Source organism: Subdoligranulum sp. APC924/74, from assembly GCF_003324125.1.
GTDB lineage: Bacteria > Bacillota > Clostridia > Oscillospirales > Ruminococcaceae > Gemmiger > Gemmiger qucibialis.
Window position 1 is genome coordinate 1 of the sequence record NZ_PSQF01000029.1, and the last position, 25,514, is coordinate 25,514.

Genomic DNA, 25,514 nt, shown 5'->3' on the forward strand with positions numbered 1-25,514 from the left:
GCAACGCAGATGCCGTGCCGCAGCTGCCGGAGCGGTGCTTAAGCCGCAAGGCGGGAATTGTGCGGTGTTGCCCTAAAGCAAAGAAACAAATAATAAACCACGAAAATACGCAAGATATAAAACAACAAAAAGCACCGCCAAGAAACAATCCTGGCGGTGCCCGGTCAAGGGTCAAAATAAATAATGAGAAAATAGAAAGCGGCTGAAATCAGTCCTTTGCCGCCTGTGCAGGGGCCTGCTCCTGCACATAGCGCACAAACGCATCGCGCTCTGTGGCGGTATCCAGGGTGGCAACATACATCTGGTTGCCCATGTCCAGCGAAAGCACATCCGGTACGCGGTCGCACATCTTCATCTGGCGGCCATACCGGGCCAGAATCTCCTCATGGCTGTGCTTGTAGGTGTGGCAGTCGCGGCGGCCTGCGTATACACAATAGTGGTGGGGCAGGTCCAGCTTTTCGTGGCGGAGCTCGTCATAGCATACCATGTCGGCCCAGATCTGGTAGCAGTCCACGCTGTTGGCATAGTTGATCAGGTCCGGGGTGTAGCCGCCGGCGGGGCGCATGTTCACTTCCAGCGCAACGTAATCGCCCTTTTGGCCAAGGCCCTCTTTGTCCTCGTTCAGGCGGAAAAACTCGCAGTGGAAAAAGCGGCTCTTTGCGCCGAATGCCTTGATGGTGCGAAACCCGACATCCCGCAGCTCCTCCGGCACGGTTTTCTGCGTCCAGTAGGAAAGATCGCCCAGCGAGTTCACAATGTCGATCAAAGGGGTGGGGAATACGTTGGAGGTGTAGAACAGCGGTACACAGCGGCTGTCGGCTACGCCGTCAAAGCTCACAATGGTGCCGTTGATGAATTCTTCCATAATATAGGAAGTATCCGGCAGTTCCGCATAGAACGCTTCCAGTTCGGCATCGTTTTTTAGCTTATAGGTGGCCTCGGCACCACAGCCGTTGTCCGGCTTCACAATGACCGGGTAGCCGACCTGAGCCACAAAGGCGCGGGCATCGTCCAGGCCGTTTTCATGCACCATGTGGTGGCGGGCCACGGGTACCCCGGCAGCGATGTAGCTTTCCTTCATTTTGCTCTTGAACTTGATGCGGTCAATAAAGTCGTTCTGTGCGCCGGTGGTAATATTGAAATCGGTGCGCAGGGCGGCGTCCTGCTCCAGCCAGAATTCATTGTTGCTTTCCAGCCAGTCGATTTTGCCGTACTTAAAAGTGAAATACCCCATGGCGCGTACCATGGCATCATAATCCGCCATGGAATCCACACGGTAATACTCGGTCAGGCATTCTTTCAGCTCGTCCGGGATCTCGTCATAGCCGGAATCGCCAATGCCCAGCACATTTACCCCGTTGTGCTTGAGCCGGTCACAAAAATTCCAGTAGGTTTTGGGGAACTGCGGCGAAACAAAAACAAAGTTCAAAATATACTTTCCTCCCTTAAGGGCGCACATGAAAAGCCGAAACCATCGCCTGTTTCTGCAAACGCAGCCGAATTTTGTGTTTGCGGAAGGGTCACTATTTGTGTAGGGCAACACCGCACAATTCCCGCCTTACGGCTTAAGCACCGCTTCGGCGGCTGCGGCACGGCATCTGCGTTGCCAAAATGCTCGATAATGTCGGGTTGCGGTACCCGCATCGTGCTTCGGGGGCAAAAGCCCCTCGCACTCTGCGACCGCTGCCCCTGCTTCGGTTCGCTGTTTCCGCCACTGGCGGCGCTCACCTTTGCAGCATCCAGTATTATCTGCGCTTTTGGCTTAGCATCTGCCGCACCTCGCTCGCCGTATCGGCACTTAGAATTATGCGGTATTGCCGTAGCTTTCAGGCGTGCCTTGCGCAGCAAACAGCGCTGCGGTTTACCCAAAAAAACAGCACCTTACCCCTTGCGGGGCAAAGTGCCGTGCGAAAGCATGTGGGTGTGATCAACACCGTTACACAAACTGGTTGCGGCTGGCGTTGTATTCATAGCCAACATCGGCCAGTTTTGCGCAAATGGCATCCTTATCGGCGTCCTGATCGGCACACAGGGCATCCAGGCTTGCGTAATGATCCCGCAGCTGGGTGTTGATATAACTGAGCAGGATGATTGGGTCAGCTGGCAGCATAGCAACCTCCTAAGGCGTATCTGATCAGATACATCCTGATAAAAATCAAAAAAGCACTGCCAAGGCAGCCCCTGACAGCAACGGGAACCCGCTTATAAAAAGCACGCAAAAATGCCGGCCACCAACTGTGACCGGCAATTTTTTGCGTCTTGATCAGACCGCGCGGGTAACCTTACCCGAACGCAGGCAGCGGGTGCAGGCGTAGATATACTTCGGGGAACCATCCACAACCGCTTTCACGCGCTTGACGTTGGGGTTCCAGGTACGATTGCTCCGACGATGGGAGTGGGAAACCTTGATGCCGAAAGTGACACCCTTGCCACAACATGCACATTTGGCCATTCTGCTTGCACCTCCTTTAACATAGCTGTACTATAATAGCAAATCTTAAGCCAAAATGCAATACCCTTTTTGAAAAAATCCGTAAAAAATCCGCAGAAACGGTACATTTTTTCAAAAACAGGTGCAAAGTGTCCCGCTGCCCTTGTTTTGGGGCAGATTGTACGGTATAATACTTTAAATAATTACCCGTATGTGCCTGTGTGGCCTGCTATGCGGTATGCTGAGGTTTTTATGAATCATTTTGCCCTCAATGGCGTGATCTCCCCGCAGGAGCTGTATTATTACGCTCTGCGCGCCGTGGCCATGCTGATCGTCATCCCGTTCCATGAATCCGCCCACGCGCTTATCAGCTGGAAATTGGGCGATTCCACCGCCAAGGATATGGGCCGCCTGTCCATGAATCCGCTGCGCCACTTTGACCCGCTGGGCGCTTTGTGCATGATTGCGGCCGGGGTCGGGTGGGCAAAGCCGGTTGGCATCAACCCTACGCGCTTCAAAAATCCCAAACGGGGGATGGCTGTTTCCGCCGCGGCGGGGCCGCTCGCCAACTTTTTGCTGGCCTATGCGGCCATGCTGCTCTATAAAGTGGTATATTATGCCTGCGGCGGCGCGGCGCCCCAGCTGGTGCTGGATTTCCTTTATGTTCTGATCAGCATGAACATCAGCCTTGGCGTGTTCAACCTGATCCCTGTACCGCCGTTTGACGGCAGCCGCATTGTGCTGCTGTTCTTGCCGCAAAAAATGTATTTTCAGGCCATGCGGTATGAAAAATACATCATGGGCGTTGTGCTGCTTCTGGTGTTCTTTGGCCTGCTCAACACCCCGCTCAATCTCTGCGTAAACGCGGCGTGGCGTTTGCTGCTGAACCTGACCGGCTTTGTGGAACTGCTGTTCGGCATTGCCTGATGGCACATCTCAATTTAAGTAAGGAACGATATCCGCTGTTTTATGGAAACACTTACCTTTAAGCTACAGGAAGATAATTTTGAAGGTCCGCTGGATTTGCTGCTCTATCTGGTTGGCAAAAATAAAATGAACCTCTATGATATTAATATCATGGAACTCATTGAGCAGTATACTGCCGCCATCCAGACCATGCAGGCCGATAAGCTGGAAGTCTCCAGCGAATTCATTGATATGGCCGCGCACCTGGTTCAGATGAAAAGCGCCCTGTTGCTGCCACGCAGCCCTGAAGCGGAACGCATGAAAGCGGAGCTGACCGGCCGTCTGATCGAGTACAGCACCTGCAAGCAGGTGGCGGCGGAGTTGGGCAGCCGTGCGCGGGATTTGTACACCGCGGTGCGCCAGCCCCAAAAACCGGAAGGCCCGGCGGAATATTCCCGCAAACAGGATCCCGACCGGCTGGTGCAGGCGTGGTTCAGCCTGATGGGCCGCAGCCAGCGCCGCAAAAAGCCCACCCAGGAGCGGTTTGAACCGTTGGTCACCGCGCCGTTCGTATCGGTGGCAAGCCGTGTGGCCCACATGCTGCGCGGTATGCTGAAAGGTACGCTGTGCCGCATGGGCCAGCTGTTCAGCCCGCAGGAAAGCCGCAGCACCAATGTGGCAACGTTCCTGGCGCTGCTGGAATTGATCCGCGCCGGGCGTGTGCGGCTGGATGAAACCGGAACCCTGACGATGGACCGCGCCCGCCGCCCGCGCAACAAACAAAACCAACCCACAGGAAAGGAGGCCGCAGCCGATGCCGATCACACAGCGCAATAAAATTGGCATGCTAGAAGCCATGCTGTTTGCCAACGCCGAACCGGTGGAAACCGACCGCCTGGCCGAAGCCATGCGCGCCGACCCGGCAGAGGTGCTGACCCTGCTGGAAAAGCTGCAAAAGCGCTATGATGAAACCGAAAGCGGCCTGATGTTGCTGCATTTTGACGGCGACCGCTGGCAGATGGCGACCCGCCCGTATTATGGCGAGGTGGTCAAGCGCATTTTGGATACCCGCCGCAACGCGCCGCTTTCGCCCGCTGCGCTGGAAGTTCTGGCTATTATCGCCTATAACCAGCCGGTCAGCCGCAGCTTCATCGAGCAGGTGCGCGGCGTAGATTCCTCTTCCACCGTGTCCAAGCTGATGGAACGCGGACTGATTGAGGAAGCTGGCCGCCTGGATCTGCCCGGCAAGCCGGTGGCGTTCCGGGTGACGGATACCTTTTTGCGGGTGTTCGGCCTTGGCAGTCTGGCCGACCTGCCCCCGCTGCATGACGACCCCCAGAAAGAAGAAGAACTGCCGGTGCAGCAAACCCTGGAGGAACTGCAATGAGCGCCGTGTTGGCGGTTGTGCTGATGGTGCTAAAAATAATCGGCATGATTTTGCTGGCACTGCTTTTGCTTTTGCTGTTGGCGCTGCTGCTGCCTGCGGGCATTCACTTCCGTTGGAGCCATATCGGCGGCCTGCGTTTACAGCTGTGTTACGGCCCGCTGCACTTTACCCTGTACCCGCGCAAAGCGGATGAAGAGGAAAAAAAGGCAGAACCGAAGGCAGAAACAAAGCAGGGGAACACGCCCAAAACCGAGCCGACTTCCGCCGCACCGCCCAAGCCAACCCCGCCGCCTGCAAAAGCGGAACTGCCCGCACAACTTACAATGGAAAAGCAGACGGAACCCACGGAAGCAAAGCCCGAAAAAGCGCCGGAAGAACCCCAAAAAGCAGAACCGGCCCCGCCCGCTGAAAAGGAACAGGGAAAACCAAAAGCACCGGAAACATCCCCGCAGCCGGAACAGGCAGTACCAAAACCAAAAGCCAAATCTGCCCCGGCAGCGGAAACACCTGCCGCGGAACCACAGCCGGAAGAAGATACCGGCCTTGTGGACCGCATCAAAGCGGCAGTCAGGGCGGACCCCGTTGGCTATGTGCGGCACCTGTTCAACGTGCTGCGCACCAGTGTGGGGCCGCTGCTGCGCGGCTTCCGCGTCAGCAAGCTGAATGTGATCTGGACGATAACAGGGGAGACCGCCGCAGAAACGGCCATCCTGTACGGCCAGACGCTGACCACCCTCAACACCATCCTGGCAATCGCACAGGACCACATTAAAATACAGGCGGATCAGCTCTGGCTGGAGGCTGATTACACCGGCAGCGCCAAACAGCAGCGTGTGGTTTCGCTCAAACTGCTGCTCTGCCCGCTGCTGGCACTGGTTACAGTGGTGTGCTTTGTGTGGCATGCCCGGCATGACCCGCAGCTGCTGCCCCCAAAACATCCCAAATACAATACACCTGAAACAGAACAGGGAGGTAATTTATAATGGCAGAACATCCGATTGAAGGCATGATGGGCGTTACCATGGAAAAAATCCGCCAACTGGTGGATGCCAATACCATCATTGGCGAACCGATCACGGTGGATGGAGCAACCATCATCCCCATTTCCCGCGTTACCTTTGGCTTTGCCTCCGGCGGCTCTGATGTTGGCGCAAAAACCAACAAGCAGATGTTTGGCGGCGGCACCGGCGCGGGCGTTTCCATTGCACCCATCGCGTTTTTGGTGATCAGCGGCGGCAATGTGCGCACCATCCAGCTGGTGGAACATGTCAGCCCGGTGGACAGCGCTATCAACGCTCTGCCGGACCTTGTGGACCGCATCAGCGCCCTAATCAAAAAGGACAAGCCCGAAACCCCGCAGGAATAAGCGGACAGATTTCATTTTTCCCCAACCGGAACCCGGCCCAAAGCGGGCTGTTCAACTGAAATGCCGGGAGGACATTCTCATATAAGCAAATCCACCCGGCGGATATTACCCTGATATTGGAAAGGAACACCATGGCAGAACAACGGATTCAAAAAGTACTCTCGGACCAGGGCGTGTGCTCCCGCCGCGCTGCAGAAAAATTGATTGATGAAGGCCGCGTCAAGGTCAACGGCCACCCGGTCACGCTGGGGGATAAGATGGACCCCGACTTTGATAAAGTCAGCATTGACGGCAAAAGCGTGCGCATTGTGCGCAAGCGCCAGTATACCTATCTGATGCTTAACAAGCCCCGCGGCTATATTACCACTGCATCGGACGAACGCGGCCGCAAGACCGTTATGGATCTGCTCACCGGCGTGGACCGCCGTGTGTATCCCATCGGCCGTCTGGATAAAGACAGCGAAGGCTTGTTGCTGCTGACGGATGACGGCGCATTTGCCAACCTGCTCACTCATCCTTCCGGCGGCGTGGGCAAGCTGTACCGCGTTACTGTGCGCCCCCGCGCGACCGAGAAACAGGTTGTCAAAATGTCCAGCGGCGTTGTGCTGGACGATGGTGTAAAAACCCAGCCCGCCGTCATCCATGTTGTGGTGGATGAACCCGGCCGCACGGTGTTGGAGATCACCCTGCACGAGGGCCGCAACCGTCAGATCCGCCGCATGTGCGAAGCAGTCGGCCTGGAGGTCATCCGCCTGAAGCGCAGCGCTGAAGGCCCGGTCAAACTGGGCATGCTGCAGCCTGGCGAATACCGCGAACTGAAAAAATCCGAGATTAGTGCCCTGCGCAATGCCGCGCTCAAGGCTGCCCCGGCCCGCAAAGCCGCCCCTACCGCCGCCCGCCGCCCCGGCCCCATCAAGCACGACTAAGCAAGCTGAATCACAACATTCTATGCAAACAAACCGCTCCGCAAGGGGCGGCTTTGTCATAATTTTGGGCAAACCGTGCAGAAAAAAGCTGAAAAATAAGGCAAAACGCAAAACTTTTTGGCGCTTTCCACTTGTCTGCTTTTCGACGAAGTAGTATAATAAAGCCATATGGCATATGATAACCATCTTGCTCATTGAATAAACAGGAGGTCAATGTATGGCAGCTAATAAGCCAGGCAAGGAAGCAATCCTTGCAGCATTTTTTGATGAGGGGAACTATTCTCCTCTGTTTACTGACGGTGCCGTCAGCGCAGCGTTCGGCTGTGCCAATGGCCAAAGCGTTTATGCCGTTTACCAGAACGGGGAACCCGTTGGCGCGGCAGATCTGGATAAAACCACTCGCGTGCTGAAAATGGCCGCTGAGACCGGCAATCCCGTTGTAACGTTCTACAATTCTACCGGCGCTAAGCTGGAAGGCGGCTTGGAGCTGCTGAACGCAAACTCCCGCCTGACCGCTGAGATCGCTCGCATCTCCGGCGTTGTGCCTCAGGTTGCCGTTGTTACCGGTACCTGCGCCGGCACCAGCGCTGTGCAGGCCGCCGCAGCTGATGTCTGCATCATGGCAGCTGACGCTGAGCTGTTCCTGACCGCTCCTTTCAATGCAGAGGACAAGGTCAAGGCTGCCGGCTCTGCTGAGTTTGCCGCCAAGGCAGGCGTTGCCGCTATCGTGGAAGAAGATGCCGTCAAGGCAGCTTCCGCCGCTGCCCGCGTTGTGGGTATGTTGCCGGCCAACAACCTGGCTGGCCCCGCTGTGTTTGATTTCGAAGCTCCCGCCGCTGCGCTCAACCTGGTCAAGTATGATGCCAAGAGCGCTGCCGAGGCTATTGCCGATGCAGGCAGCCTGACCGAGCTGTACGCTGGTTATGGCCGCAACATCTATACCGCACTTGGTTCCGTCAACGGCCAGGCTGTCGGTATCGTTGCTACCGCCAAGGGTACCCTGTGCCACAAGTGCACCGCTAAGGCAGCCCGTTTTGTGCGCCTGTGCGATGCTTACAGCATTCCCGTTGTGACTGTTGTCAACACGGAAGGCTTTGTCAAGAGCGAAGGCGACGACCAGGCTGGCGGCATCCGCCAGGCTGCCCGTATGGCTGGCGTTTATGCCGAAGCTACCACCGTTAAGGTCGCAATCCTTGCCGGTGAGGCTGTTGGCCCCATCTACACCGTCTTTGCAGCTTCCGCTGACTGGCGTATTGCTGTGGACGGCTGCACCGTTGCCCCGCTGGCACCGGAAACCGCCGCTACCGTTCTGTACAAGGACGAGATCTTTGCTTCTGACAACATCCAGCAGGCTACCAAGCAGAAGGCTGCTGCCTACAAGGCAGAGCAGTGCAGCGCAGTTGCCGCTGTTGCCAACGGTGCTGCCGATGCCGCTGTAAAGGCTGCCGATGTGCGTGCTGCTGCCGCACAGGCCCTGGATATGCTGGCCACCAAGCGCACCACCCGTTTGCCTAAGAAACACGGCAACATCACCCTGTAATATTTAAGGAGGATCCTTTTTATGAAAAACCTGACTGTTACCGTGAACGGCGTTGCTTACAACGTTACCGTTGAAGAAAACACCAACGGCGCTGCTCCTGCTGCTGCCCCGGCTGCCGCTCCGGCACCCGCCGCTGCACCTGCTCCGGCTGCTGCACCCGCTGCCGCTGGTTCTGTTCCTGTCAACGCTCCCATGCCGGGCACCATCCTGGACATCAAGGTCAAGGCAGGCGCTGCTGTTAAGGCTGGCGATGTTGTCATGATCCTCGAAGCCATGAAGATGGAAAACGAGATCAGCGCACCGCAGGACGGCACCATTGCCAGCATTGACGTTCGCAAGGGCGATACCGTCAACTCCGGCGATGTGCTGTACACCATGGGCTGATAAAGCGTAAACGATCCCGAACGTTAAAAAATGAGGTGAACGAGATTGGCTAAGAAACCTGTTAAGATTACCGAAGTCGTTCTGCGTGATGCGCATCAGTCTTTGCTGGCCACCCGTATGACGATGGATGAAATGCGTCCCATCCTGCCCGAAATGGACAAGATCCCGTACTTCTCTGTGGAGTGCTGGGGCGGCGCAACGTTTGACTCCTGCATCCGCTTTCTGGACGAAGATCCGTGGGAGCGTCTGCGCATCCTGCGTAAAGAACTGCCGCATCAGAAACTGCAGATGCTGTTCCGCGGCCAGAACATGCTGGGCTACCGCCCCTATGCTGACGACGCCGTTCAGTACTTTGTACAGAAGAGCGTTGCCAACGGCATTGATGTGATCCGTATTTTCGATGCTCTGAACGACCCCCGCAACCTGAAGACTGCCATCGAGGCAGCCAACAAGGAAAAGGCACATGTTCAGGCCTGCATCAGCTACACCCTGAGCCCGGTGCATAACAACGAGTATTTTGCCAAGTATGCCAAGACCCTGGAAGAGATGGGCGCAGACTCTATCTGCATCAAGGATATGGCAGGCCTGCTCAAGCCCTACACCTGCGCCGAGCTGGTGAGCGAGCTGAAGAAGACCGTCAGCATCCCTGTTGACATCCACAGCCATTACACCGCCGGTCTGGCCTCCATGTCCATCCTGAAGGGCATCGAAGCCGGTGCTGACATTGTGGATACCGCCATGAGCCCGCTGGCTCTGGGCACTTCCCATATGCCGACCGAAAGCCTGGTCGCCGCCCTGCAGGGCACCGATTATGACACCGGCCTTGACCTGAACCAGCTGAACGTTGTGCGTGCTTACTTCGCCAAACTGCGCGAAAAGTACATCGCCAACGGCCAGATCAATCCGAAGAGCCTGGGCGTTGATGCCAACACCCTGCTGTATCAGGTTCCGGGCGGCATGTTCTCCAACATGCTTAAGCAGCTCAAGGACGCTGGCAAGGAAGATAAGCTGGACGAAGTTCTGGCCGAAATCCCCCGCGTGCGTGAGGATGCCGGTTACCCGCCGCTGGTCACCCCGACCTCCCAGATCGTTGGCACTCAGGCTGTGTTCAACGTCATCATGGGTGAGCGCTACAAGATGGTCACCAAGGAGTTCAAGGGCCTGGTCCATGGCGATTACGGCAAGACTCCCGCTCCCATCAAGAAGGAATTCAGCGACTTTATTCTGAAGGGCGAAGAGCCCATTACCTGCCGCTTTGCTGATACCCTTGCCCCCGAAATGGACAAGCTGAAGGCCGAAGCTGCCAAGTATGCCATTCAGGAAGAGGACGTTCTGACCTACGCTATGTTCCCGCAGGTTGCTCCCAAGTTCTTCGAAAAGCGCAATGCCCGTATGCACGGTGTGGACGCTCTGCATGCTGACTATGAGAACAAGTCTCATCCGGTCTGATTCCAGCTGCGCTGAATAAGCAATAAGCAACACCCGCAGGTGTAAGCCACTTGGCCGATCCCTGCGGGTGTTTTTGTATATTCGCTTTTTTGTCAGGCATAACTTGGGTGCGCATTTCAAATATCACATGGAACTAAGCCCAAAACGTACCCCCGTAGTAGTGTGTTAAGACTAAAACTTTACCTTTTTGCTCTATCTAAAAAATTAGAGCAGCTTCGTAACAAAGCCAAATGGAGAAAGTCTCCAAATCATAAAAAGTAAAGCTTTAGAATTACCACACGAGTAGGGACACACATCGTGCGCCCGTTGCCTAAAAATTCACCGAAAAATCGGCCCCATGACGAACGCCTCATAAATGCAAACCGCCGCCCCGCTAATCATTCTAAAATGTTACAATGCTACAAACGATTACGGACGATAAATAACGGCGAACCAACCGTATCCTAACCCAACGGCACTCCTTTATTCCTGTCCCGGCTTCCTCTCCAACGCATCAAACTGCTTTACAATCTCCGGGTCTGCCAGCTTGATGACCCTGCCGGAAAGATAGTGCAGCGTGTTTCCCTCCGGAATATTGCCAAACGTCAGCCGCTGGGCACACAGTGCCTGCGTCTTAAACCCGGTTTTCTCGTTCATGTTGCGGTTGCCGTACTTGATGTCGCCCAGCACCGGGTGCCCCAAGTAAGCCAGGTGCGCACGGATCTGGTGCGTGCGGCCGGTAATCAGTCCAATGCGGCAGAGCGCAAACGGCCCAATGCAGCGGATCACCGTTACATCGGTGATGATTTTTTTGTACCCCTCGCTTTCATGGGCGTGAATGCGCACCTTGTTGCCTTTTTCGCTGTGCTGCAGCCAGGCAACATGCCGCCCGGCCGGCGGGGCACCGATGGTAATGGTCAGGTACTCTTTCTTCATCCAGTCATTGCGGATGATCTCGTTCATATCCCGCAGGGCCGTGTATTTTTTCGCGGCAATCACAAGCCCTTCGGTGCCGCGGTCCAGCCGGTTGCAGATGGCGGGTGCAAAGCGGTTTTCAGCCTTGGGGTCATATTCGCCGCTGGCCTGCAGCTGGGCACAAAAGGCATCCACCAGGTTGGCATCGCCGGTGCGGTCGCTGTGGCACAGCAGGTGGGCGGGCTTGTACAGCACCGCAATGTTTTCGTCCTGATAGATCACCTTGACCGGCGGCTGGCGGCGCGGCGGCTTTTTGGCCGGGACCACCGGCTTTTCGGGGAAGAACTCATCGTTGATATACAGCTCGATCACATCACCGCTGCTCAGCCGGGTGTCCGCTTCACCGCGCTTGCCGTTCACCTTAATGCGCTTGTTGCGGAAACTTTTATACAGCAGGCTGCGCGGCATGTCCCTGGTCACGCTTTCCACAAAGCGGGAAAGCCGCACGCCGTTTTCGTTTTCGCCTGCGATAAACTTTTTCATGGGGGTCACATCCTCTTTGCAATCTTCAAACAATAGTATATAATAAGAACAGCCAAAGGTAAAGGATGTGCGCCCATGCCGGAAAAGAAAACCACCAATTCGATCCATGAAGAGCACCGTGCCCGCATGCAGGAGCGCGTTGCCCGCGATGGCTTAACCAGCCTTGCCGCGCATGAGGTGCTGGAATATCTTTTGTACTTTTCCATTCCGCGCCGGGATACCAACCCCTTGGCTCACCGCCTGATCCAGCATTTTGGCGGATTTTGCCAAGTGCTGGATGCCAGCGAGGAAGAATTGATGCAGGTGCAGGGCATTGGCCCCGCCAGCGCAAGACTGCTGCATTCCTTCCGGGATGTTGCCCGCTTTTACCAGATCCAAAAGCACAAGGAACACCCTGTTCAGCTGCGCAACGCTGAGATGTGCTGTGAGTATATCCGCCCGCTGTTCAACGACCCCAAGCGGGAAGAGTTTTATATGATCGCCATGAATGACGATTATGTCCCGCTCAAAGAAATTTACATTGCATCGGGCATTCCCAACCGCGTGCAGTTTGATACCCATAAGCTGTTGCGGGATGCCGTTGCCAGCCAGTGTACCTGTGTTGTGCTGGCGCATAACCATCCGTCCGGTTTGGCGGCGGCTTCCAATGCGGATCTGCTTGCCACGCAGGCCATTATTCTGGCATTGGGCCAGGTTGGCATTGATGTGCTGGATCATGTGATTTTGACGCCTACCGACTGGTTCAGCATGGCAGAGCATGGCCGTGTGCCGCAGTATAACCCCAGTACCGGCCAACTGCTGTTTGCCGCCCGTGCCACCTGGCCGATGGAACCGGAGAAGCCCAAACAAATCAAGCGCTGAATGCGCCTCAAGCACAAAGCAAACCCGGCATGTCCCGCGGGCGCAAGGCAGCAGGGTTTGCCTTGAACCATACAAAACAAATAAAAAATGCCGCCCCGTAAAAGGGGCGGCAAAGTTATGCCGTTTGTGCGGCGCTAGGGCAATACCGCATAATTCTAAGTGCCGATACGGCGAGCGAGGTGCGGCAGATGCCAAGCCAAAAGCGCAGATAATACTGGATGTCTTATCGAGCATTTTGGCAACGCAGATGCCGCGCCGCAGCTGCCGGAGCGGTGCTTAAGCCGCAAGGCGGGAATTGTGCGGTGTTGCCCTAGGTTAAGTTTAAGCTGCCAGCTTATGCTTCCGGGATCAGCACGCCGTACCCGCCATCAGCGCGGCGGTAAACGACCTGGATCTTGTCGTTCTCGGTGCTGTGATACAGGAAGAAGCTGTGCCCCAGCAGGTCCATCTGCAAAATGGCTTCCTCAGTGCTGCAGGGCTTCAGGGCAAAGTGCTTTTCGCGCACAATATCCATGCTTTCTTCCGGCTCGGTAGCGGGTATTTCCGCTGCTGCAGCGGTCAGCTTGGTGCCAAGGCGCTTGCGGTACTTTACCACACGGCGGGTCAGCAGATCGACGGCGTCGGCCAGGGCATCTTCCATGCGCTCATCCGTTTTTTCGGCGCGCATGGCCAGATCCTTGCTGCGCAGCATGATCTCAACGGTCTGCCCGCTTTTTTCTACCGTGACGGTAACCTGTGCCTGTGCTTCGTCAGGGAAAAACTTGTCCAGCTTCGCAAGCCTCTTTTCCGCATTTTCGATAAAGCTCGGTTTGAGCGTAACGCGACGGCCGGTACATGTAACTTTCATAGGACAACCTCCCTTTGTTTTGGGTGCCCAGCACCCTTGCCAGAAAGCCCGCTGCCAACTTGGCTTCATTTTCGACAGCTGCTTCCTGTACCTCTATTATAGCAAATCTATACAAAAAGTCAAAATGTTTTTGCGGGTGAATTGAAAATTTTGTAAAATGTTCACAACTTGCCGCACTCATCCAGAAAAGGACGAATTCATGGATAAATTTTCCGTTTTGCAGCAATACTTCGGCCACAACAGCTTCCGCCCCGGTCAGGAACAGGTGGTGGATGCCATCGTTTCCGGCCAGGATGTCCTCGGTGTTATGCCCACCGGCGCAGGCAAATCTGTTTGTTACCAGGTTCCGGCCATGCTGATGCCGGGGCTTACGCTGGTCATTTCACCGCTGATTTCCCTGATGCAGGACCAGGTTGCCGCCCTGGAAGAGGAGGGCGTGCATGCTGCCTGCCTGAACTCCGCCCTGCCGGAAGGGCTTTACAGCACCATTCTGCGTGCCGCGCTGGAGGGGGACTATAAAATTCTATACGTTGCCCCGGAACGCCTGCTGACGGACAGTTTCTTATACCTTGCCATGCACGCCCGTATCGCTTTTGTGGCTGTGGACGAAGCCCACTGTGTGTCCCAATGGGGTCAGGATTTCCGCCCCAGCTACCTGAAAATTGCTGAATTCATCTCCCGTCTGCCGTACCGCCCGGTCATTGGTGCGTTCACGGCAACGGCAACGGAACAGGTCAAGCAGGATATCATTGCCCTGCTGCAGCTCAACCAGCCTTTTACGCTGACCACCGGCTTTGATCGCCCCAACCTCTATTTTGGTGTGGCCCGCCCGCGGGATAAAGAACGTTATATTGAAGAATATATTCTCGACCACCGGGATCGCAGCGGCATTGTCTATTGCGCTACCCGCAAATCGGTAGAGTCCGTCTGTAAGGAGCTGCGATCCGTTGGCATTTCCGCCACCCGTTATCATGCGGGCCTTACCCCGGAGGAGCGCAGCAAAAATCAGGAAGATTTTGTCTATGACCGCAAGCGGGTCATGGTTGCAACAAACGCCTTCGGCATGGGCATAGATAAATCCAATGTCAGCTTTGTGCTGCATTATAATATGCCAAAAAATCTGGAAAACTACTATCAGGAAGCGGGCCGCGCCGGGCGCGATGGCGAGCGCGCCGAGTGCATCCTGCTGTTCTCCCTGGGGGATGTGCAGACGGCAAAGTATTTTATCCAGAACTCCCACGATAACGATGAGCTAACCCCTGAACAGGCCGAAGCCGCCGCCAGGCGGGACCGCGAGCGGCTGGACGTGATGGTGGGGTACTGCAAAACCACCCGCTGCCTGCGCAGCTATCTGCTGGATTATTTCGGCGAGCACCACACCGGCGGCTGCGGCAACTGTTCTAACTGCACCGGCGAGTTTGTGCAGACCGACATCACCACCGAAGCACAGAAGATCCTTTCCGGCGTGGCGCGCATCCAAAAGCGTTGGCCCGGCGGGCTGGGGGTTGTGGCGCTGGTGCAGATGCTGCGCGGCGCCAAGGATCAGAAAACCCTGGAGCGCGGGCTGGACCAGTTCCCGACCTATGGCATCATGCGGGATGTGCCGCCCCAGCGCATGCGCCTTTACCTGGATGCATTGCAGGAGCAGGGCTACCTGGCCGAAACCGGCGATGAGTTCCCGGTCATCACCCTGACAGCCAAGGCTCCGGCGGTGCTTTTCCACGGTGAGCAGGTTACCATGCAGGAGCGCGCCGCCACCGCGCAGGAAACCCAGGCCAAGCGCCGTGCTTCCCGCAAAAAGACGGCTGCCCGCACCGCACTTTCGGAAGCGGACGATTCGCTGCTGGCAAGCCTGAAAACCCTGCGCAGCGAACTGGCCCAGAAAAACCACGTTCCGGCATATATCGTGTTCAACAATGTCAGCCTGGACGAGATGGCCGAGCTTAAGCCGCGCACCATGGGGGATTTCCGCCGCATTTCCGGCGTCGGCGATGCAAAAGCTGCCAAATATGGTGAGGCATTCATTAAGCATATTGCCAAATGGGTGCGCGAACACTCGGAGGAAGAATAAGCCGAAATGCCGCTGCCGGATGCAGCCCCGGCAGCAGCGCATAAAAGGCATAAAAAGCCGCAAAATGCCTTTAGGCAATACCGCACAATTCCCGCCTGACGGCTTAAGCACCGCTCCGGCGGCTGCGGCACGGCACCTGCGTTGCCAAAATGCTCGATAATACACAAAGTATTATCTGCGCTTTTGGCTTAGCAGCTGCCGCACCTCGCTCGCCGTATCGGCACTTAGAATTATGCGGTATTGCCTTTACAATTAAAAAGATCTATACTATAATGAAACAACAGTAAGTTGTATAAGACAAATTTAAGTTGTAAATAAACGACCAACAGCAGGGGAGGTCCGCTATGCTGGAGCAACAGGAAAATCAAACCGAGGTGTTCCACCTCAAAGCACCGTTCAAACCGACTGGCGACCAGCCCCAGGCGATTGAAGCGCTGGTGCAGGGCCTGAAAGCAGGGGATAAAGGTCAAACTTTGCTGGGCGTTACCGGCTCCGGCAAAACCTTTACGATGGCCAATATCATTGCACAGTGCAACCGCCCCACACTGATTCTGGAACCAAACAAAACCCTGGCCAGTCAGATCTGCACCGAGATGCGCGGATTTTTCCCCGATGATGCGGTGGAATATTTTGTGAGCTATTACGACTATTACCAGCCGGAAGCCTACATCCCCTCCACCGATACCTATATTGAAAAAGACAGCGCCATCAATGATGAGATCGACCGCCTGCGCCATTCGGCCACGGCGGCACTGTCGGAGCGGCGCAATGTTATCATTGTGGCGTCGGTTTCCTGCATTTATTCCTTGGGCGACCCTATCGATTACCGCAGCATGGTCATCAGCCTGCGCCCCGGTATGCAGATGGAGCGGGACGAGCTCTGCCGCCGCCTGGTCAAGCTGCAATATGAACGCAACGATATGAACTTTATCCGCAATAAGTTCCGCGTTCACGGCGATATTGTGGATATCCACCTTGCTTATAATGATGAATACGCCATCCGCGTCGAATTCTTCGGCGATGAAATCGACCGCATTTCCGAGTTTGATCCCCTGACCGGCGAGCGCAAAAATATTGTGCGCCATGTGGCCATTTTCCCCGCCAGCCACTATATCGTCGGCCCTGAAAAAATGAAAGAAGGTCTCGCCAAGATCCAGACCGAGATGGAACAGCAGGTGCAGGCCTTTACTGCAGAGGGCAAACTGCTGGAAGCCCAGCGCATCCAGCAGCGCACCCAGTACGATATGGAGATGCTACAGGAAGTTGGCATGTGCAAGGGCATCGAGAACTACTCTGCCGTGCTGTCCGGCCGTGCCCCCGGCTCCACCCCCACCACGCTGCTGGACTACTTCCCCAAAGATTTTATCCTGATGGTGGATGAAAGCCATGTGATGCTGCCGCAGGTCCGCGGCATGTTCGGCGGGGACTACAGCCGCAAAAAAACGCTGGTGGAATATGGCTTCCGCCTGCCCTCGGCGTTTGACAACCGCCCGCTGAAATTTGAGGAATTTGAATCCAAGGTCGGCCAGACGATCTTTGTCAGCGCTACCCCCGGCCCCTATGAACGGGAACATTCCAGCCGCGTGGCCGAGCAGGTCATCCGCCCCACCGGTCTGCTGGACCCCGTCATCATGGTGCGCCCAGTGGAAGGCCAGATCGAGAATCTGCTGGGCGAAATTTTGCAGCGCATCGACCGCGGCGAGCGTGCCCTAGTTACCACCCTGACTGTCAAAATGGCCGAGGACCTGACCGACTACCTGGAAGAACACGGCGTGCACACCAAGTATATGCACCACGAGGTGGATACCTTTGAGCGCATGGAGATCATCAAGGACCTGCGCACCGGTGCCATTGATGTGATTGTCGGCATCAACCTTCTGCGCGAGGGCCTGGATCTGCCGGAAGTTTCGCTGATCGCCATTCTGGATGCCGACAAAGAGGGCTTCCTGCGCAGCGAAACCAGCCTGATTCAGACCATTGGCCGCGCGGCCCGCAACGCAAACGGCGTGGTGCTGATGTACGCCGATGAAGTAACCCCCAGCATGGAGCGCGCCATCATGGAAACCGAGCGCCGCCGTGCCATCCAGGATGCCTACAACAAAGAACACGGCATTACACCAAAAACTATCGTGAAAGCCATCGGCGGCGGGCTGGAAATCAGCATGAGCGAAGAAAACAAAAAGATGCGCCAGCACCGTATGAGCCGCGCTGAACGCGAACAGACCATTACCCGCCTGACCCGCGAGATGAAAGAAGCCGCCCGCCTGCTGCAGTTTGAGCACGCCGCATTCCTGCGTGATGAGATTGAAAAGCTGCAGCGCGGGGAGGACCCTACCGCCGATACCAGCACCCGCCGCGCCGCTGAAAAACAGCGCAAAACGGGCAAGGGGAGAAGGAGCTATAAAAAGTGAGCAACATTCAAATTGATGCCAACAACCGCATTACGATCAAGGGCGCACGGGAGCATAACCTGAAAAACGTCAACCTGGTTCTGCCGCGCAACAAGCTGATTGTTATGACGGGCCTTTCCGGCTCCGGCAAGTCCAGCCTGGCCTTTGATACCATCTTTGCGGACGGCCAGCGCCGCTATATGGAAAGCCTTTCCAGCTATGCCCGCATGTTCCTGGGCCAGATGGAAAAGCCCGATGTGGACGAAATCACCGGCCTTTCCCCGGCGGTTTCCATTGACCAGAAAACCACCAGCCACAACCCGCGTTCCACCGTGGGCACCGTGACGGAAATTTATGATTATCTCCGTTTGATGTATGCCCGCATCGGCGTTCCGCACTGCCCGGTCTGCGGACGCGTCATCAGCCAGCAAACGGTGGACGAGATGGTAGACGAGGTGCTTAAACTGCCGGAACGCACCCGCTTCCAGGTGCTGGCCCCTGTTGTGCGGGGCCGCAAAGGCACCCAGGCCAAGGAGCTGGACGCTGCCCGCCGCGGCGGTTACGCCCGCGTGCGCATTGACGGCAACATGTATGATCTGGACGAAGAGATCAAGCTGGAAAAGAATATCAAGCATACCGTTGAAATCGTCGTGGACCGCCTGTCCATCAATGATACGGTGCGCGGCCGCCTGGCCGATTCTATTGAGACTGCCGTTGCCCTGACCGGCGGCCTTGTCATCATTGATGTTATCGGCGGTGAACCGATGGAGTTCAGCCAGAACTATGCCTGCCCGGAGCACGGTGTTTCCATTGACGAACTTTCCCCCCGCATGTTCAGCTTTAACAATCCCTTTGGCGCCTGTGAAACCTGCACCGGCCTGGGCACCTTTATGAAGGTGGACCCGGCCCGCGTGATTCCGGATCCGCACAAGTCCATCCGCGAAAGTGCCATCAAGGCCAGCGGCTGGTATTATGCGGAGGGATCCATCTCTGAAATGTATTACAAAGCGCTGGGCAAGCGCTATGGCTTTACGCTGGATACCCCCATCAAGGAGATGAGCAAAGAAGCCGTGCACGCCATCCTGTATGGCACCGGAACTGAAAAAATCGAGATGCAGCGCGAGAATATGTTTGGCTCCGGCACCTATATGAACACGTTTGAGGGCATTATCCCCAACCTGGAGCGCCGCTTCCGTGAAACAGGCAGCGAGTGGGTCAAGGAGGAAATCGCCCTTGTCATGTCCAGCGAGGAGTGCCCCACCTGCCACGGCCAACGCCTGAAGCCCACCAGCCTCGCCGTCACGGTGGGCGGCATCAACATTGCCCAGTTCTGCGATATGAGCGTGAACGAGGAGCTGGAATTTATTCAGACGGCAAAAGTGTCCGAGCGGGATGAAGTCATCGCTGCCTCCATCTTCAAAGAGGTCAAAGAGCGTCTGGGCTTTTTGAAGAGCGTGGGTCTGGGGTACTTGACCCTGTCTCGCGGCGCATCGTCCCTTTCCGGCGGCGAAAGCCAGCGCATCCGCCTGGCGACCCAGATCGGCAGCGCACTGACCGGCGTGCTGTATGTGCTGGATGAACCCAGCATCGGCCTGCATCAGCGCGATAACGATAAGCTGATTGCCACCATGAAGCGCCTGCGCGACCTGGGCAACACCCTGATTGTAGTAGAGCACGACGAGGACACCATGCGCCAGGCGGACTATATTGTGGATGTCGGCCCCGGTGCCGGTGTGCATGGCGGCGAGATCGTGGCCGCCGGCAGTGTGGAGGACATCTGCAATGCCCCGCGCAGTGTGACCGGCGAGTACCTTTCCGGCCGCAAATTTGTGGAAGTTCCCACCGCCCACCGCTCCGGTAACGGTAAAATGCTCACGGTGGTCAAAGCGCGGGAAAACAACCTGCAAAACATTACCGTGGATTTTCCCCTTGGCAAAATGATCTGCGTGACCGGTGTTTCCGGTTCCGGCAAGTCCACGCTGGTCAATGAAATTTTGTATAAGTCGCTGGCCGCAGCGCTCAACGGCGCCCGCAGCCGCCCCGGCCAGTGTGACGAAGTTCAGGGGATGGAATGGATCGATAAGGTCATCGGCATTGACCAGTCGCCCATTGGCCGCACCCCGCGCTCCAACCCGGCCACCTACACCGGTGTGTTCGGCGATATCCGTGCCCTCTTCTCCAACACCCAGGATGCCAAACAGCGCGGTTACGGCCCCGGCCGGTTCAGCTTCAACGTCAAGGGCGGCCGCTGCGAAGCCTGCGAGGGCGGCGGCATTGTGCAGATCGAAATGCACTTTCTGCCGGATATTTACGTTCCCTGCGATGTCTGCAAGGGCAAGCGCTATAACCGCGAAACGCTGGAAGTAAAATATAAAGACAAAAACATCTCCGATGTGCTGGATATGACGGTGGAGGAAGCCTGCAATTTCTTTGCCAACCAGCCCAAAATTGCGCGCAAACTGCAAACCCTGCAGGAAGTCGGCCTTGGCTATGTGCAGCTGGGCCAGTCGGCCACCACACTTTCCGGCGGCGAAGCCCAGCGTGTCAAGCTGGCCAACGAGCTTGCCCGCCGCGATACCGGCAAAACCGTCTATATTCTGGACGAGCCTACCACCGGCCTGCACATTGCCGATGTGCACCGCCTGGTCAAGGTGCTGGATAAGCTGGCTGATGCGGGCAACACCGTGATCGTGATCGAGCATAACCTGGATGTGATCAAGCGTGCCGACTATATCATCGACCTGGGGCCGGAGGGCGGCAGCGGCGGCGGTACCATTGTGGCAACAGGTACGCCGGAACAGGTGGCCCAGAACCCGAACTCCTTCACCGGCCAGTACCTGAAACCCGTGCTGGAGCGCGCCTGGAAACTGCAGGGCACAGCTCCGGCCCCCGTGCCGGAAGAGCCGGGACGCCCGGCGCCCGCAGAGGAAAAAGCCTCCGCCCAGCCGCCGCGCAAACGCAAAAAAGCAGACAAAAAATAACCACAACAGGGAACTTTGTGCAGCAAAAACGCAAAATTGGATTTGACAATTCCTGTCAACCTGTGGTTTAATTATCTTTACGCGCCTGAAAAAGCAAAATTCTGCGCGCACAGGGGTACGCAGCAGCGTGATTCCCTGCATCCAAAAACGGGAGGGAACTGCCGAATGGCAAAAAAGAAGGAAGAATACGGCAACGAAAGCATCAAGAGCTTAAAAGGTGCAGACCGTGTGCGCAAGCGCCCGGCCGTTATCTTTGGCTCTGACGGTGTGGAAGGCTGTGCCCATTCCATTTTTGAGATCGTATCCAACTCCATCGACGAAGCGCGTGACGGCCACGGCAACAAAATCAACGTTACCCTTTACCCGGATCACTCTGTGGAAGTAGAGGACTTTGGCCGCGGTATCCCCGTCGATTACAATAAAGCTGAAGAACGCTGGAACTGGGATCTTGTGTTCTGCGAACTGTACGCGGGAGGCAAATATGGCGAAGGGAGCGGCAACTATGACTTCTCCCTTGGCCTGAACGGCCTTGGCCTTTGCGCCACCCAGTATTCCAGCGAATGGATGACTGCGGATATTTACCGCGATGGCATGCACTATCACCTGGATTTCAAAAAAGGTGAGAATGTCGGCGGGCTGAAAAAAGAGCCGTTCACCGGCCGCCGCACCGGCTCCGTCATCCGCTGGAAACCGGACACCGATGTGTTTACCGACATCAATGTTCCGGCGGATACCTTCAAGGATATGCTGCGCCGCCAGGCCGTTGTCAATGACGGTGTGACTCTCGTGTTCAACGACCGCACGGGCGAACGTGCCGAAAAAATCGAATATTTCTATGAGCATGGCATTCAGGACTATGCCAATGAGATCGCCGGTGAGGGAACCCTGACCCCGGTGTATTTCTGCTCCGGTTCCGCAATCGGCCGCGACCGTGATGATCAGCCGGAATATCAGGTCAAAATGAACGTGGCGTTTTGCTTTTCCAACGCGGTGCAAACGCTGGAATACTATCACAACTCTTCGTGGCTGGAGCACGGCGGCAGCCCGGACCGCGCTGTCCGCCTGGCCTTTGTCAACCAGATCAACAACTGGCTGAAAAATAAGGGTCTGTACAAGAAAAACGAAAGCTCCATCACCTTCAACGATGTGCAGGACTGCCTGATTCTGGTTTCCTCCAGCTTCTCCACCCGCACCAGCTACGAGAACCAGACCAAAAAGGCCATCACCAACAAGTTTGTAGCCCAGGCCATGACGGAGTTCCTCAAGCACCAGCTGGAAGTCTACTTTGTGGAGCACCCGGACGAAGCCGAAAAAGCCTGCAAGCAGGTGCTAATCAATAAGCAAAGCCGCGAGCACGCTGAAAAAGCGCGTGTGTCCATCAAAAAAACAATGACCCAGCAGATGGACCTGGCCAACCGCGTGCAGAAATTTGTGGACTGCCGCACCAAGGATGCCACCCGCCGCGAACTGTACATCGTGGAGGGCGATTCCGCTATGGGCGCGGTCAAACAGAGCCGCGATTCGGAGTTCCAGGCTATCATGCCCATTCGCGGCAAGATCCTGAACTGCCTGAAGGCCGATTACGCCCGCATTTTCAAGTCTGACATTATCACAGACTTGATCCGCGTGATGGGCTGCGGCGTGGAGCTGGGCGGCAGCCACAATAAGGACCTGGCTACCTTTAATCTGGACAACCTGCGCTTTAACAAGATCGTCATCTGTACCGATGCTGATGTGGACGGTTATCAGATCCGCACCTTGGTGCTGACGATGCTCTACCGCCTGACCCCCACCCTCATCAATCAGGGGTATGTGTATATCGCGGAATCCCCGCTGTATGAGATCAACACCAAAAATAAGACCTACTTTGCCTATACCGAGCCGGAAAAGGCCGATATCATGAAGCGGATCGACGGCCAGAAGTTTACGATCCAGCGATCCAAAGGTCTGGGCGAAAACGACCCCGAAATGATGTGGCTGACCACCATGAGCCCTGAAAGCCGCCGCTTAATTAAAGTTCTGCCCACCGATGTTCAGCGCACGGCGGAGGTATTTGACCTGCTCCTGGGCGATAATCTGCAGGGCCGTAAGGAGCACATTGCGGAGCACGGCGCTGAATATCTGGACGATCTGGATGTATCTTAATCAGGGGAGGAGAGAGCAAAATGGCAAAAAAAGCAACCAAAAAGAAAGCCGCCCCTGCCCGCCCGCAGCTGGGCGATAACGTCGAGATCCTCTCTGCCGGTGAGGTCATCGAAAGCCCCATTACCGATACGCTGGAAACAAACTACATGCCTTACGCCATGAGCGTTATTGTTTCCCGCGCGCTGCCGGAAATTGACGGCTTCAAGCCCGCCCACCGCAAACTGCTGTATACCATGTACGGCATGGGCCTGCTGAAAGGTGCCCGCACCAAAAGCGCCAACATCGTGGGCAGCACCATGCACCTGAACCCCCACGGCGATGCCGCCATTTACGACACCATGGTGCGTATGGGCCGTTCCAACGAAAGCCTGCTGGTGCCCTTTGTGGACTCCAAGGGTAACTTTGGCAAGGCGTACAGCCGCGATATGGCTTACGCCGCCGCTCGTTACACCGAGGCAAAGCTGGAACCCGTGTGTGAAGAGCTGTTCCGCGATATCGACAAGGATACCGTGGATTTTGTGCCCAACTATGACGGCACCACCACCGAACCGACGATGCTGCCGGTCACCTTCCCGACCATTCTGGCCAACAACACACTGGGCATTGCGGTCGGTATGGCGTCCAACATCTGTTCCTTCAACCTGGTGGAGCTCTGCAATGCAACCATCGCCCTGATGAAAGACGACCAGGCGGACCTGGCCCAGCTGATGCCCGCGCCGGATTTTGTCGGCGGCGGTTCCATCCTGTATGATGCCGCCGAGATGCAGAATGTGCTGGAAAAAGGCCGCGGCAGCATCCGCGTGCGCGCCCAGTGGGCTTACGATAAAGAGAACAACTGCATCGACATCACCCGCATTCCGCCGACCACAACGGTGGAAGCCATCATGGATAAGATCACCGAGCTGGTCAAACTGGGCAAGATCCGTGAGATCAGCGATATGCGTGATGAAACCGACCTGAACGGCTTGAAGCTGACCATCGACCTCAAGCGCGGCCAGGACCCGGACAAGCTGATGGCGCGTCTGTTCAAGGCAACCCCGCTGGAGGACAGTTTTGCCTGCAACTTCAATGTGCTGATCGGCGGCCAGCCCCGCGTGTTGGGTGTGCGCCAGATTTTGTTGGAGTGGATCGCATTCCGCTCCGAATGCGTGCGCCGCCGCACCTACTATGATCTGCAGGGCAAGCAAAAGCGTCTGCACCTGTTGCGCGGCCTGGAAGCTATCCTGCTGGATATTGATAAGGCAATTGAAATTGTGCGCAACACTGCGGAAGAATCCGAGGTTGTGCCCAACTTGATGATCGGTTTTGGCATTGACGAAGTGCAGGCTGAGTATGTGGCGGAAATCAAGCTGCGCCACCTCAACCGTGAGTATATCCTCAAACGCACCGAGGAAATTGAGGAACTGGAAAAGGCAATCGCAGACTTGGAAGATGTTCTCAAACGCCCCGCCCGCATCCGCAAGATCATTATGACTGAGCTGGGCGATGTTGCCAAAAAGTATGGCAGCCCCCGCAAAACGGAAATTCTGTACGACCTGCCGGACGATTCTGCTGCCGATGAGCAGAACGAGATCCCGGATTACCCGGTCACGGTGTTCTTTACGCGGGAAGGTTACTTCAAGAAAATTACCCCGCAGAGCCTGCGCATGTCTGGCGAGCAGAAGCTGAAAGACGGCGACGAGGTGGTTTATACCAAAGAGACCACCAACAGCGCCGAGCTGCTCTTCTTTACCAACCATGCCCAGGTGTACAAATCCCGCGCATCGGAATTTGCCGATACCAAGGCCAGCGTGCTGGGTGATTATGTCGCTTCCAAGCTGGAAATGGAAGAGGGCGAAGTGCCGCTGTTCATGACGGTCACAGTCGATTACCGTGGTTACATGCTGTTCTTCTACCAGAACGGCAAGTGTGCAAAGATCCCGCTGGCCAGCTATATGACCAAGCAGAACCGCCGCAAGCTGCTGAAAGCCTATAGCGATAAGGAAGAACTTGCCGCAATGCTGCACATTGAGGAAGAAACCGAGCTGGCCGTCTTCACCAGCGGCGGCACCGGTGGCCCACGCTTGATCCTGGTCGGCAGTGCGCTGATTCCCGAAAAGGCTACCCGCGATACCGCCGGTATCAACATGGTAACGCTGAAAAAGAACGCCCGAATCGCCAAAGTGCGCCCGGCGGCGGGGCTGGAACTGAAAGACCCGCACCGCTACCGCGTGCGCACCCTGCCCGCAGCCGGCGCGCTGCTCCGCCAGGAGGACACGACCGAGCAGATGAGTCTGTAAGGAGCAAAAAAAGGCAATGCAATCTTTTTCTGCACAAGGCAGGGTAAAGTTCTTGCATTTTGCTTTTTGGTATGTTATATTATAACCTGTATGAGAGTTAGGGCAGGCCGAAAC

General features: G+C 56.2%; 21 protein-coding genes. 16 read left to right on the plus strand and 5 right to left on the minus strand.

The features are described from left to right. Positions 1 to 206, plus strand: a 206-nt coding sequence (locus C4885_RS16745) for a hypothetical protein (protein ID WP_207657588.1), incomplete at its 5' end; no start/stop codon positions are given. Positions 207 to 208: 2 nt separating this feature from the next. Here the strand turns inward: C4885_RS16745 and C4885_RS08625 are convergent. The 3 genes from C4885_RS08625 to rpmB all read right to left on the minus strand — a co-directional run bounded on the left by C4885_RS08625 (position 209) and on the right by rpmB (position 2,452). Next, entirely contained in the window at positions 209 to 1,429 is a 1,221-nt protein-coding gene (locus C4885_RS08625; RefSeq protein WP_113999937.1) for an acetyl-CoA carboxylase biotin carboxylase subunit family protein, read from the minus strand. Between the two features lie 507 nt (positions 1,430 to 1,936). Then, positions 1,937 to 2,110, minus strand: a complete 174-nt coding sequence (locus C4885_RS08635) for a DUF4250 domain-containing protein (RefSeq protein WP_113999939.1) — start codon at positions 2,108 to 2,110, stop codon at positions 1,937 to 1,939. A 153-nt stretch (positions 2,111 to 2,263) separates the two neighbouring features. Beyond that, positions 2,264 to 2,452, minus strand: a complete 189-nt coding sequence (gene rpmB, locus C4885_RS08640; protein WP_113999940.1) for a 50S ribosomal protein L28 — start codon at positions 2,450 to 2,452, stop codon at positions 2,264 to 2,266. Positions 2,453 to 2,683: 231 nt separating this feature from the next. On the opposite strand from rpmB, the gene C4885_RS08645 reads away from it, so the two are divergent. The 9 genes from C4885_RS08645 (at position 2,684) to C4885_RS08685 (ending at position 10,389) form a co-directional block, all read left to right on the plus strand. Then, the gene (locus tag C4885_RS08645; RefSeq protein WP_113999960.1) at positions 2,684 to 3,358 is read left to right on the plus strand and encodes a site-2 protease family protein; all 675 of its coding nucleotides are present in this window, start codon (positions 2,684 to 2,686) and stop codon (positions 3,356 to 3,358) included. Between the two features lie 42 nt (positions 3,359 to 3,400). Beyond that, positions 3,401 to 4,174 (plus strand): ScpA family protein, encoded by a 774-nt coding sequence (locus tag C4885_RS08650; RefSeq protein ID WP_113999941.1) that lies wholly within the window; start codon positions 3,401 to 3,403, stop codon positions 4,172 to 4,174. Continuing rightward, the gene (scpB, locus tag C4885_RS08655; protein WP_113999942.1) at positions 4,152 to 4,724 is read left to right on the plus strand and encodes an SMC-Scp complex subunit ScpB; all 573 of its coding nucleotides are present in this window, start codon (positions 4,152 to 4,154) and stop codon (positions 4,722 to 4,724) included. Before C4885_RS08650 ends, scpB begins: the two co-directional genes overlap by 23 nt. Continuing rightward, the gene (locus C4885_RS08660; RefSeq protein ID WP_113999943.1) at positions 4,721 to 5,707 is read left to right on the plus strand and encodes a hypothetical protein; all 987 of its coding nucleotides are present in this window, start codon (positions 4,721 to 4,723) and stop codon (positions 5,705 to 5,707) included. The genes scpB and C4885_RS08660 overlap by 4 nt, the downstream gene beginning before the upstream one ends. After that, on the plus strand, positions 5,707 to 6,090 hold the full coding sequence (ytfJ, locus tag C4885_RS08665) for a GerW family sporulation protein (protein WP_113999944.1): 384 nt from the start codon (positions 5,707 to 5,709) through the stop codon (positions 6,088 to 6,090). The genes C4885_RS08660 and ytfJ overlap by 1 nt, the downstream gene beginning before the upstream one ends. A 131-nt stretch (positions 6,091 to 6,221) precedes the next feature. Next, the gene (locus tag C4885_RS08670; RefSeq protein ID WP_113999945.1) at positions 6,222 to 7,016 is read left to right on the plus strand and encodes a pseudouridine synthase; all 795 of its coding nucleotides are present in this window, start codon (positions 6,222 to 6,224) and stop codon (positions 7,014 to 7,016) included. A gap of 217 nt (positions 7,017 to 7,233) precedes the next feature. Beyond that, positions 7,234 to 8,556 carry a carboxyl transferase domain-containing protein gene (locus C4885_RS08675; RefSeq protein WP_113999946.1) on the plus strand — a complete coding sequence of 441 codons (1,323 nt, stop codon included), beginning with the start codon at positions 7,234 to 7,236 and terminating at the stop codon, positions 8,554 to 8,556. 21 nt (positions 8,557 to 8,577) lie between these two features. Further along, a complete protein-coding gene (locus C4885_RS08680) occupies positions 8,578 to 8,940 on the plus strand; it encodes a biotin/lipoyl-containing protein (protein WP_113999947.1) in 363 nt (120 codons plus the stop codon). A 45-nt stretch (positions 8,941 to 8,985) separates the two neighbouring features. Then, positions 8,986 to 10,389 (plus strand): pyruvate carboxylase subunit B, encoded by a 1,404-nt coding sequence (locus tag C4885_RS08685; protein ID WP_113999948.1) that lies wholly within the window; start codon positions 8,986 to 8,988, stop codon positions 10,387 to 10,389. A gap of 462 nt (positions 10,390 to 10,851) precedes the next feature. Here C4885_RS08685 and C4885_RS08690 read toward each other — a convergent pair whose 3' ends face one another. Next, positions 10,852 to 11,826: an RluA family pseudouridine synthase gene (locus tag C4885_RS08690; protein WP_113999949.1), complete on the minus strand. Its 975-nt coding sequence runs from the start codon at positions 11,824 to 11,826 to the stop codon at positions 10,852 to 10,854. A gap of 75 nt (positions 11,827 to 11,901) precedes the next feature. On the opposite strand from C4885_RS08690, the gene C4885_RS08695 reads away from it, so the two are divergent. Next, entirely contained in the window at positions 11,902 to 12,687 is a 786-nt protein-coding gene (locus C4885_RS08695) for a RadC family protein (RefSeq protein WP_113999950.1), read from the plus strand. Between the two features lie 334 nt (positions 12,688 to 13,021). Here C4885_RS08695 and hpf read toward each other — a convergent pair whose 3' ends face one another. Next, positions 13,022 to 13,534, minus strand: a complete 513-nt coding sequence (gene hpf / locus C4885_RS08700; protein ID WP_113999951.1) for a ribosome hibernation-promoting factor, HPF/YfiA family — start codon at positions 13,532 to 13,534, stop codon at positions 13,022 to 13,024. 199 nt (positions 13,535 to 13,733) lie between these two features. Between hpf and recQ the strand changes: the two genes are divergently transcribed. The 5 genes from recQ to C4885_RS08725 all read left to right on the plus strand — a co-directional run bounded on the left by recQ (position 13,734) and on the right by C4885_RS08725 (position 25,400). Beyond that, positions 13,734 to 15,605 (plus strand): DNA helicase RecQ, encoded by a 1,872-nt coding sequence (recQ, locus tag C4885_RS08705; RefSeq protein WP_113999952.1) that lies wholly within the window; start codon positions 13,734 to 13,736, stop codon positions 15,603 to 15,605. A gap of 344 nt (positions 15,606 to 15,949) precedes the next feature. Continuing rightward, a complete protein-coding gene (gene uvrB / locus C4885_RS08710; RefSeq protein WP_113999953.1) occupies positions 15,950 to 18,016 on the plus strand; it encodes an excinuclease ABC subunit UvrB in 2,067 nt (688 codons plus the stop codon). Beyond that, positions 18,013 to 20,976 carry an excinuclease ABC subunit UvrA gene (gene uvrA / locus C4885_RS08715; protein WP_242979521.1) on the plus strand — a complete coding sequence of 988 codons (2,964 nt, stop codon included), beginning with the start codon at positions 18,013 to 18,015 and terminating at the stop codon, positions 20,974 to 20,976. The genes uvrB and uvrA overlap by 4 nt, the downstream gene beginning before the upstream one ends. A gap of 165 nt (positions 20,977 to 21,141) precedes the next feature. After that, positions 21,142 to 23,121: a type IIA DNA topoisomerase subunit B gene (locus tag C4885_RS08720; RefSeq protein ID WP_113999954.1), complete on the plus strand. Its 1,980-nt coding sequence runs from the start codon at positions 21,142 to 21,144 to the stop codon at positions 23,119 to 23,121. A gap of 20 nt (positions 23,122 to 23,141) precedes the next feature. Further along, the gene (locus tag C4885_RS08725; RefSeq protein WP_113999955.1) at positions 23,142 to 25,400 is read left to right on the plus strand and encodes a DNA topoisomerase (ATP-hydrolyzing) subunit A; all 2,259 of its coding nucleotides are present in this window, start codon (positions 23,142 to 23,144) and stop codon (positions 25,398 to 25,400) included. The last annotated feature ends 114 nt before the right edge of the window (positions 25,401 to 25,514 follow it).

Bases quoted from the DNA above. Each gene is read 5' to 3' on its own strand.
- scpB (WP_113999942.1), top strand. From the start codon at position 4,152: ATGCCGATCACACAGCGCAATAAAATTGGCATGCTAGAAGCCATGCTG.
- rpmB (WP_113999940.1), bottom strand. From the start codon at position 2,452: ATGGCCAAATGTGCATGTTGTGGCAAGGGTGTCACTTTCGGCATCAAG.
- C4885_RS08695 (WP_113999950.1), top strand. From the start codon at position 11,902: ATGCCGGAAAAGAAAACCACCAATTCGATCCATGAAGAGCACCGTGCC.
- C4885_RS08680 (WP_113999947.1), top strand. From the start codon at position 8,578: ATGAAAAACCTGACTGTTACCGTGAACGGCGTTGCTTACAACGTTACC.
- C4885_RS08720 (WP_113999954.1), top strand. From the start codon at position 21,142: ATGGCAAAAAAGAAGGAAGAATACGGCAACGAAAGCATCAAGAGCTTA.
- C4885_RS08675 (WP_113999946.1), top strand. From the start codon at position 7,234: ATGGCAGCTAATAAGCCAGGCAAGGAAGCAATCCTTGCAGCATTTTTT.
- hpf (WP_113999951.1), bottom strand. From the start codon at position 13,534: ATGAAAGTTACATGTACCGGCCGTCGCGTTACGCTCAAACCGAGCTTT.
- uvrB (WP_113999953.1), top strand. From the start codon at position 15,950: ATGCTGGAGCAACAGGAAAATCAAACCGAGGTGTTCCACCTCAAAGCA.
- C4885_RS08650 (WP_113999941.1), top strand. From the start codon at position 3,401: ATGGAAACACTTACCTTTAAGCTACAGGAAGATAATTTTGAAGGTCCG.
- C4885_RS08635 (WP_113999939.1), bottom strand. From the start codon at position 2,110: ATGCTGCCAGCTGACCCAATCATCCTGCTCAGTTATATCAACACCCAG.
- C4885_RS08725 (WP_113999955.1), top strand. From the start codon at position 23,142: ATGGCAAAAAAAGCAACCAAAAAGAAAGCCGCCCCTGCCCGCCCGCAG.
- C4885_RS08645 (WP_113999960.1), top strand. From the start codon at position 2,684: ATGAATCATTTTGCCCTCAATGGCGTGATCTCCCCGCAGGAGCTGTAT.
- C4885_RS08690 (WP_113999949.1), bottom strand. From the start codon at position 11,826: ATGAAAAAGTTTATCGCAGGCGAAAACGAAAACGGCGTGCGGCTTTCC.
- recQ (WP_113999952.1), top strand. From the start codon at position 13,734: ATGGATAAATTTTCCGTTTTGCAGCAATACTTCGGCCACAACAGCTTC.
- C4885_RS08670 (WP_113999945.1), top strand. From the start codon at position 6,222: ATGGCAGAACAACGGATTCAAAAAGTACTCTCGGACCAGGGCGTGTGC.
- ytfJ (WP_113999944.1), top strand. From the start codon at position 5,707: ATGGCAGAACATCCGATTGAAGGCATGATGGGCGTTACCATGGAAAAA.
- C4885_RS08660 (WP_113999943.1), top strand. From the start codon at position 4,721: ATGAGCGCCGTGTTGGCGGTTGTGCTGATGGTGCTAAAAATAATCGGC.